Origin of the sequence: Thermodesulfatator atlanticus DSM 21156, assembly GCF_000421585.1 — a bacterium.
GTDB classification, from domain to species: domain Bacteria; phylum Desulfobacterota; class Thermodesulfobacteria; order Thermodesulfobacteriales; family Thermodesulfatatoraceae; genus Thermodesulfatator; species Thermodesulfatator atlanticus.
Map to the genome: position 1 here is coordinate 47723 of NZ_ATXH01000015.1, position 8044 is coordinate 55766.

General features: G+C 48.6%; 6 protein-coding genes. All 6 read right to left on the reverse strand.

The window, feature by feature from the left end; genetic code table 11:
• Nucleotides 1-142: 142 nt before the first annotated feature.
• A complete protein-coding gene (locus tag H528_RS0107270; protein ID WP_022853668.1) occupies nt 143-1297 on the reverse strand; it encodes a class I SAM-dependent rRNA methyltransferase in 1155 nt (384 codons plus the stop codon).
• Nucleotides 1260-2591 carry a cytochrome c3 family protein gene (locus tag H528_RS0107275; protein WP_022853669.1) on the reverse strand — a complete coding sequence of 444 codons (1332 nt, stop codon included), beginning with the start codon at nt 2589-2591 and terminating at the stop codon, nt 1260-1262. Before H528_RS0107275 ends, H528_RS0107270 begins: the two co-directional genes overlap by 38 nt.
• The gene (locus H528_RS0107280; protein ID WP_022853670.1) at nt 2579-3679 is read right to left on the reverse strand and encodes an SPL family radical SAM protein; all 1101 of its coding nucleotides are present in this window, start codon (nt 3677-3679) and stop codon (nt 2579-2581) included. Before H528_RS0107280 ends, H528_RS0107275 begins: the two co-directional genes overlap by 13 nt.
• 62 nt (nt 3680-3741) lie before the next feature.
• A complete protein-coding gene (locus tag H528_RS0107285) occupies nt 3742-4959 on the reverse strand; it encodes an ammonium transporter (protein WP_022853671.1) in 1218 nt (405 codons plus the stop codon).
• Between the two features lie 417 nt (nt 4960-5376).
• Nucleotides 5377-6483, reverse strand: coding sequence for a radical SAM protein (locus H528_RS0107295; protein WP_022853673.1), 1107 nt, complete (start codon nt 6481-6483; stop codon nt 5377-5379).
• A gap of 2 nt (nt 6484-6485) precedes the next feature.
• On the reverse strand, nt 6486-7763 hold the full coding sequence (locus tag H528_RS0107300) for an NfeD family protein (RefSeq protein ID WP_022853674.1): 1278 nt from the start codon (nt 7761-7763) through the stop codon (nt 6486-6488).
• Nucleotides 7764-8044: the final 281 nt, after the last annotated feature.

The following is an 8044-nucleotide window of genomic DNA, read 5'->3' on the forward strand; positions in this document are numbered from 1 at the left end:
ATCCCATGTTTTTACTTGCAATACTGATCTCGGCAATTTCGCAAAGGTCTCGGAAAAAATATAACATAGTTTTAAGATCAAAAACTTTTTGTTTCGACAACTGAGAACGTATCCTGATAGCCAACTTTGAGAAAAGTTTTTTTCAAGCCTCAATCCTTAAGAATACGGCCTTGAGGTAAAGAGTTTCGCGCATGGGAAGATAAACCGGATGGTCAGGGGCTTGAAGCCCGATCTCAAAGAGAAAGGCCGCACGGTTATTTTTCTGGGCAGCTCTTTGGGTAATGGTGAGGAGTTCTTCAAGGCTTAAAAATTGCGAACACGAGCAAGATAGAAAAACTCCTTCGCGGCCAAGCTTTTTAATGGTCCTAACGTTTAAGGCTTCGTAGCGTTTAAGTCCAGCCTTTTTGGCCTTTTCGTGCTTGATAATGGCCGGGGGGTCAAGAATAGCTACCTCGGCCTCAGGTGCATAGCGCAAAAAGTTTTCCACGTCGTCCTGGATAAAAGTAATCCGGTCAAGGAGCCTGTTTTTGCGGGCGTTTTCCTCTGCAAGCTCAAGGGCCTTTTTCGAGCGGTCAACTGCAAGAACCTTTTTAGCCCCGGAGCTAGCAGCATAAAGGGCAAAGGCTCCGTTATAACAGAAAAGATCAAAGACCATCTTGTCAGGAGTAAAGCCTGAGATTTTGCGCCTGTTCAGGCGCTGGTCAAGGAAAAAGCCGGTTTTCTGCCCAGAAAGCGGGTCAATGAGAAAATATAGCCCGTCTATTTTTACCCAAAAAGGCGCTACGCTGCCTTCGTGGGCTACGTAAAGCTCAAGGCCTTCTTCCTTGCGTACCGGAAGATCACACCTAAGCACCAGGCCGGCTACAGGCAAGGTCTCCTTTAGCGCCGGCAGTATAAAGTTTTTGAGCCTTTCCATGCCCTGGGTGGCAAGCTGGAGCACGGCAACTTTATCAAAAATATCGATGGTAAGCCCGGGGAGAAGATCCCCTTCTCCGTGTATCAGCCGAAAACAAGTCTCTCCGCGGAAAAACTCTTTCCGCCTGCAAAGGGCCTTTTTAAAACGGGCCACAAAGAAACGCGTGTCAATTTCTTCGTCTGCGCGGGTGAGCACACGCGCCAAAATGCGGCTCTTCGGGTTGAAGTACGCCTTTGCCAGGAAAAGGCCTTCTTCGCTCACGATTTTGCCAATCTCTCCTGGCTCAAAGTCAGGAAGCCTTGCGAAGTTTTTCTTTAAGAGCCAGAGCTTCCCTGAGAGGAGCTTAGCGGTGCCCTTTGGGTTTAGGATAGCGGTTTTCATAGATCATCTTTAAGACTTTTTGGGTGCGGAAATAATCGGCCCTACCAATGGTGTGCGGGCTATACGCCCGGTAAACTTTCGTTTTATCCGGGGTTAGATCGTCAAAAACCACTTCGTCATAGGCATCCACGTAGCTTAGATGAAGATCAAGAACAGGACGCATTACCGAGACCTTGCCGTTTTCATCAAACCCAAGGGGGATTTCCTCAAAGCGCCTGCTATCAAAGCCCTTAAACCATACCCCTGGCCGCAGTTTACTTGAGATTTTGTCAAGCATCAGGGCTTTGGCTTCGCCTTTGAGGTAATAGGTGGCGATGAGTTTTTCTATTTCTGATGAGCCTTGCACGTAAAATTCAATCCAGTCATCCCAGTCGGGGTCTTCCTGAAGCATAAGGTAGGTGTCCTTGTCCTGGAAAGAAAAGCGCGCGTGGCAGGCACTGCAGCGTGCTTTGGCAAGGACTTCCTGCCGATGGTAGTAGTCTTTTTCAGAAAGCTTGTGGCAGGAAAGACAACTTGGTCTTTTTCCTCCAGCCATCAGTTCTTCACCGGTATGGCAAGCCATGCAAGGCATGCCGTTTTTCAGGTGCACGTCTTTACTCATCTCGTGAAACTCAACCCCCCAGGGCCTTGGCGGCAGTTCGCCGTCAATCAAAGGGCTGCGAAACTGGTAAGGGTAGTCGTGCTCAAACATGCCGTAATAATCAAAGCCCACTTTGTTTCCATAATGACAGTGAAGGCAAAGCCTATCAGGCGGGGTTTTTAAAAATTCGTGTGTTTTCATTTCCCCTTGGGCAAAATAAAGATGACAGGCGGCACATCCCAGGCCTCTTTTGGTTTCTTCATAATCATCGCCCTGGTAGTAAAGATGGCACCTCAGACATCTGCGACGCAAAAGGTCTATCACCAGGTCTTCTTTGGTTTTGATTTTTTGAGGGGAAGGAAGTTCTGCAATGGATGAAACGGGTTTAAGTCCAAAGGCCGTAAGCACGCCATTTATCATGTTTTTTAGGGTCAGGTGGGGGCTTTGGGAAAGTTTTTTTATTTCCTTTGGGTGGCAGGTCCCGCAGGTTTTTTGATAGTTCTCAGGAGAAGCAGGATGCCTGATAAGGCCCTGGTGGGCTTCTTTTTGATTTTGGGCAGGGCTTTTTCCTTGGTGGCAACGGGTGCAGGGGAGCTTATGCTTTTCGTCCAGCTCATACGGGTGGCAGGAAACACAGGTAAACTGTGACGGCTTTTTTTGGGCAAAGCCCGGCAAAACTAACGTAAGCAAGAGAAAAATAGCTAAAAACCACATACGCGTTTAGCCGCCTTGTCTAACATTTTGTGGAGCCCGCCGTGAGCATGTGGAGTGAAGCCAAAGGCCTCTTGCCATACCTCAGGGCTTTCCATGCAAAGATAAACACACACCTCTTGGGCATGTTTTTTTATCTCCTGATAAAGGAAACGATAAAGCTCTACCCTTAGTGGGCGAAAGTAGCGCTTTTTTCCATCAAGGCCGGTGATAAACTCGTCACTAAAAATGGCCGTCTCTTTAAAGCGCCCGTAGGCTATTTCTTTAAGCTGGGGCATGAAACGAAGACTACCAAGGCTTATCCAGGCGATGTTTTCGTAGGGCACATGGGCAAAGAGCTTTTCTATCACTTCGCGGTATTCGTCCTGCCACCCAGGGAAGCGGATTAAAGGATCAAAGTGAAAAGCTACAGGGTAGCCCCAAGATGAAACTTTTTTTGCGGCCAGGAGCCTTTCGTCAATGCTTGGAGCGCCTTTTTCTTCGTTTCGGGCAATGCTTTTGGCGTTTAAAGACCAGGCGATAATCGTGCGTCTCCGGTGTTTAAGACCTGCTAAGTCATCAATTAGCACGGTTTTGGTTTTGAGTTCAAGCACGGCCTTATCCCGTGCGGCAAAAAAGGTGACTAATTTGGGATTAAGAGAAGTTATGGGTTCAAGGGCCATGCTATCGGTAAATTCTCCGGTGCCAATACGGGAAAACTCACGCTTAACAAAGGCTTCTTCTAGTTCTTTTAAGCCGTCTTCAAGCACATTCACAAAAAAGGTAAGCCAGGGTTCGTTGAAGTAAGCTTGAAGAATGCAATAAGTGCAATCAAGGGGGCACCCTTGCCCTATGTGAAAAATTCGGTACCCGCAGCAAAGATAGGACTTTGTCCCCGGGCAGGGGCGAAAAAAGCGTCCTTTAAAGTGGGTAAGGAAAAGGGTCTTTTTTCCCCAGGAAAGGATCTCTGGCCAAGGAGCCAGGGGCTTAGCGGGTTTTTGCCCTTCGGGGATGATTGCCGGCTTTATACCAAGCCTGGCAATGATTTCCCGGGTATAGGGATGATCTTTTACTTCTTCTGAGACAAAGAGATTTTTGACTTCTGGCCACATCAAAGGGAAATGTACTGCAAAAGAAAATGGCAGGCAAAAGGGGTATTGCCTGCCCTTTAAGGCTAGATGTTATAGGCGGTTTCGCTATGTTCAGTAACATCAAGTCCGGCGACTTCTTCTTCAGGTTCAATCCTTAAGCCGAGTACGGAAACGACCTTGAAGATAACAAAGGTCATGACAAAAGTGTAAACTCCCACGGCCAAGATCCCGATAAGCTGACTCACCAAGAAAGAGCTTCCGCCAAAGAGAAGACCGTTTGCTCCGTCAGGGTTAATGGCCTTGCTTGCCAAAAGCCCCAGGCAAAAAGTTCCGAGCAACCCACCCACTCCGTGGATACCAACTACATCAAGGCTATCGTCGTAACCGAGTTTGTTCTTGAGGAGCACGGCACAGTAGCAAATAGCACCAGCTAGCAGCCCGATGAGCACGGCGCTGTTTGCGCCTACAAAACCTGCTGCCGGGGTGATGGTGGCAAGGCCTGCGATAGCGCCACTACAAGCGCCAAGGGTTGTTGGTTTTCCCTGATGTATCCATTCTAGGAGTATCCAGCTTCCAAGTCCCATGGCCCCGGCAATGTGCGTATTGATAAAGGCCTGGGCGGCAATGCCGTTTACCGCAAGGGCTGAGCCACCATTGAACCCAAACCAACCAAACCAGAGAAGTCCTGTGCCAATTACCGTTAGGGGAAGGTTGTGGGGCATGAAGGCCTCGCGCCTAAACCCACGTCTTGGGCCCACGACTATGGCTCCCACCAGAGCTGCAATCCCACAGGTGAGGTGCACTACTAGTCCGCCTGCAAAATCAAGTACTCCAAGCTTGGCAAGCCAGCCACCGCCCCAGATCCAGTGACAAACTGGGCTGTAAACCAATAAAGACCAGAGCACCGCAAAGACCACAAAAGTTCTAAAGCGCATCCTTTCTGCAAAGGCACCGGTGATAAGGGCAGGGGTTATAATGGCAAACATGCACTGATAAATCATAAAAACAATGTGTGGAACAGTTGGTGCATAATCAGGACTTGGTGCTTGGCCTACACCGCGCAAGGCAGCGTACTTAAGGCTTCCGATAATGCCCATGATATCCGGCCCAAAGGCTAAAGAATAACCCAGATAAATCCAAACAAGCGTGATGAGGAAAATACAGATAAGGCTTTGCATGATGGTACCAAGGACGTTTTTGCGGCGCACAAGTCCGCCGTAGAAAACACTAAGGGCGGGAGTCATTAAAAGGACCAAGGCTGCAGCTACAAGCAAAAAAGCGGTGTCAGCGGCATTTATCACTTTACCCCTCCTGCTTTAAAATTTGGGCTTGTCTGCAAAGCAAAAAAGAGGCCAAGGCCTTTTCCTTAAAAAACAGACAAAAATTTCAAAATTTTTACAAAAATGTGATGCTGCCCTGGAGGGTTTTTACAAAAATGTGAGACCTTTGCAAAATACCTTCTCTTAAGGCCCATTTCAGGATCCGTTCCTATTTTTCGTTCCAAAAAATGGGAACGGATCCCAGGTGTCTTGCAAAGCTCAAATGTATGTTTTTTGGGAAAAGTTCCGAAGCAATCTCACATGATTGCCTTGTTTGCTCCCTGAGATTGCTTCGCACTTTGTTCGCTCGCAATGACGGGGCAGGGACGCTCACGCGATGACAAGACAGGGAAGGTCTCCCTTTGATTCAAAAAAGCAGGACGCTCGGAAGGTAAAAAGCTAATAAGCATCTGAAAGGAGATGCCGGTTGCCAAGGTTTACGTGTTTAAGGCCGTGGCTTTGGGCAATACTTAGGGCCATTTGGGCATGGCGTCGCGAGGTGCAGGGAAGATCATCAAGATAAAACGTCGGATAAAAAGCAAGGAGTGACCAGGGGATCTCTGGCGAAAGCGAAGAGATAAAACTGGCAAGGGCTTCTAGTTCTTCTTCATCCACATAGCCAGGCACAAGAAGTGTCGAGGCCACCAGGGCCGGTGGATTTGGGCGTGCAGTTGCAAGCTTTGCTAGCATGCGGAAATTGGCAAGTGTCTGTTCGTTGCCCACACCGCAAAGGCTCTCATGAATGGGTTGGCTGTAGGCTTTGAGGTCGATTTTGATACAGCCTCCTGAGACAAGGGAAAGACGCATCATGGCCTGGGCAATGCGGGGATTTTCGGCGCCGTTTGTTTCCCAGCAGATGCGAAGAATTTTTCCAGTTTTTTGTGCTCTTGCAGCCTTGGCAAAGGAAAGAGCGTGCGGGGCCCGCGGCCCTGGGTCTCCCCCAAAATAACAAATGCAGCTTACGTGGTCTTTTACGTCGGCAAGCATTCTCTCTGTAGGAATAGGCGGTTGTTTGAGGCTGCGGGTTTTAAAGTGCCAGTTCTGGCAATAAAGGCAGTTAAAATTGCAGGCCTCGTAAAAAACCGCAAGATTGGCATAGCCCCTTTCAGGCCCTGGCACATAGGCAAAATCAGGGTATCCCGCCCCGGTGCCTCCAGGGCAAACAAAATCAGCCACGCAATTGGTAGGTAAGGGGTCAAGATACCAGGATACCTGGGCAGCTTTTGGGCCTGGGCCTTTTAAGCGGCCAGCCTGATTTTGCCAAACGCCACAATAACCAAAGGCCCCTTCGGGAATGCGGCAGCGATGAAAACACAAGTTGCAGGGCACGCCCTCTTTAGCTTTGGGTGGCTCTTCAGGCAGACCAAAAGCTTTTCTTGTGGCCGCGTGAATCTTTTGTATCTCTTCTTTTAGTTCTTCCCAGTATTTGCGCAGGCAGGAAGCACAAAAGCCGATTTTTTGAGAGATAGTAGGGGCGCTTTTTCCACAGTGGCCACAAACACCCATAATCAAAGTTTTTTAACCTTTAGCTTAAAACCTTCTATGCCAGTTACGATAATTTCAGTTTCAGGCGGTATTTCTTCATCGCTTACGGCCTGCCAGATCTCGCCGTGGACAAACACCTGCCCGCCTTTGGGGCCAACTTTACTGAGGGTCTTTCCCTTCTCACCGATAAGGCCTTCTCTTCCGGTGGTTGGTTTGCTTAAAGCCGCTTTGGCCGCAAGATAAGTTATGCCAAGGAAAAAGATGGCCATGCTCCCAAGCACAGGGAAAAGAACTTCCCTTGCAAGCTTAAGCCCTTCAGGGCTTTTTTCAAAAAGCATAAGGGAGCCTAAGATGAGGCTTAAAAGCCCTGCGAGACTCAAAAGCCCGTAGCTGGTTATTTTGATTTCCAGGAAAAAGAGAATGCCTGAGAGCACGATTAATAAAAGCCCGGCATAATTAACCGGTAGAATATGCATGGAATAGAAGGCAAGAATAAGGCAGATTGCCCCGACCACTCCGGGAAGCACGGTGCCGGGGTTGGCAAGCTCAAAATAAAGACCTGCCATGCCTAGCATGAGCAAGATGTAGGCGATGTTAGGGTCAGTGATAAAGCGCAGGAGTCGGTCACGCAGGCCCTCTTTAAGCACTACAATCCTGGCGTTTTTGGTTTCCAAGGTGACTTCTTTATTCCCTGCCAGCTTAACTTTGCGCCCATCTATTTTAGCCAACAGGTCGCTTAAATTTTCTGCGATAACGTCAATTACTTTTAGTTTAAGGGCTTCTTCTGCGGGGACAGAAACGCTTTCGCGCACAGCCTTTTCCGCCCAGTCAGCGTTTCTTCCTCTCAGCTTGGCGAGGGACCTGGCGAAGGCAGCCAGGTCATTTGCCGCTTTTTTCATCATTTCTTTGTCTTGTTTACCACCCATGGTTACCGGATGGGCCGCGCCGATATTGGTGCCAGGGGCCATAGCGGCTACATGGGCGGCAAGGGTGATGAAGGTTCCAGCAGATGCTGCCCGTGCCCCTGAGGGATACACGTAAACCACTACTGGGACTTCGGCTGCAAGTATTTGCTTTACGATTTTGCGGGTGCTGCTGACAAGACCTCCTGGTGTATCAAGCTCAATTATAAGGCAAGAGGCCTTTTTCCTTTCGGCTTCTTTGATGGCAAGGCTAATTTTTGAAGCTGCAAGAGGTGTGATGGCTTCCTGAATAGAAAGCACCAGGGCTTCTTTTGCCGCAAGACAAGGGCTTGCGCTTATACAGAAAATTGCCAAAAGAAGCACAAATTTTTTTAGCATGGTCGCCTCCTCAGGGAGCCTTTAAAAAGCATAGCAGGTTTTTAACAAAATGAGACCTTTTTTCTTTGTCATTGCAGGGCAGACAATTAACAGGGACAGGCAAATTGTTAAAATTTTTTAAAGTCCCCTTTCTTTTCAACCGATCCAAATGAAAGGGACAGGCAAATTTTGGAAGGAGGCTAATCATGGCGCGTATACCTAGAAAGTTCATCAAAAACCCAGAGGCTGCTTATCACATCATCTCTCGCACCGCCCTTCCAGGCCATAACGTCTTAGGCCCT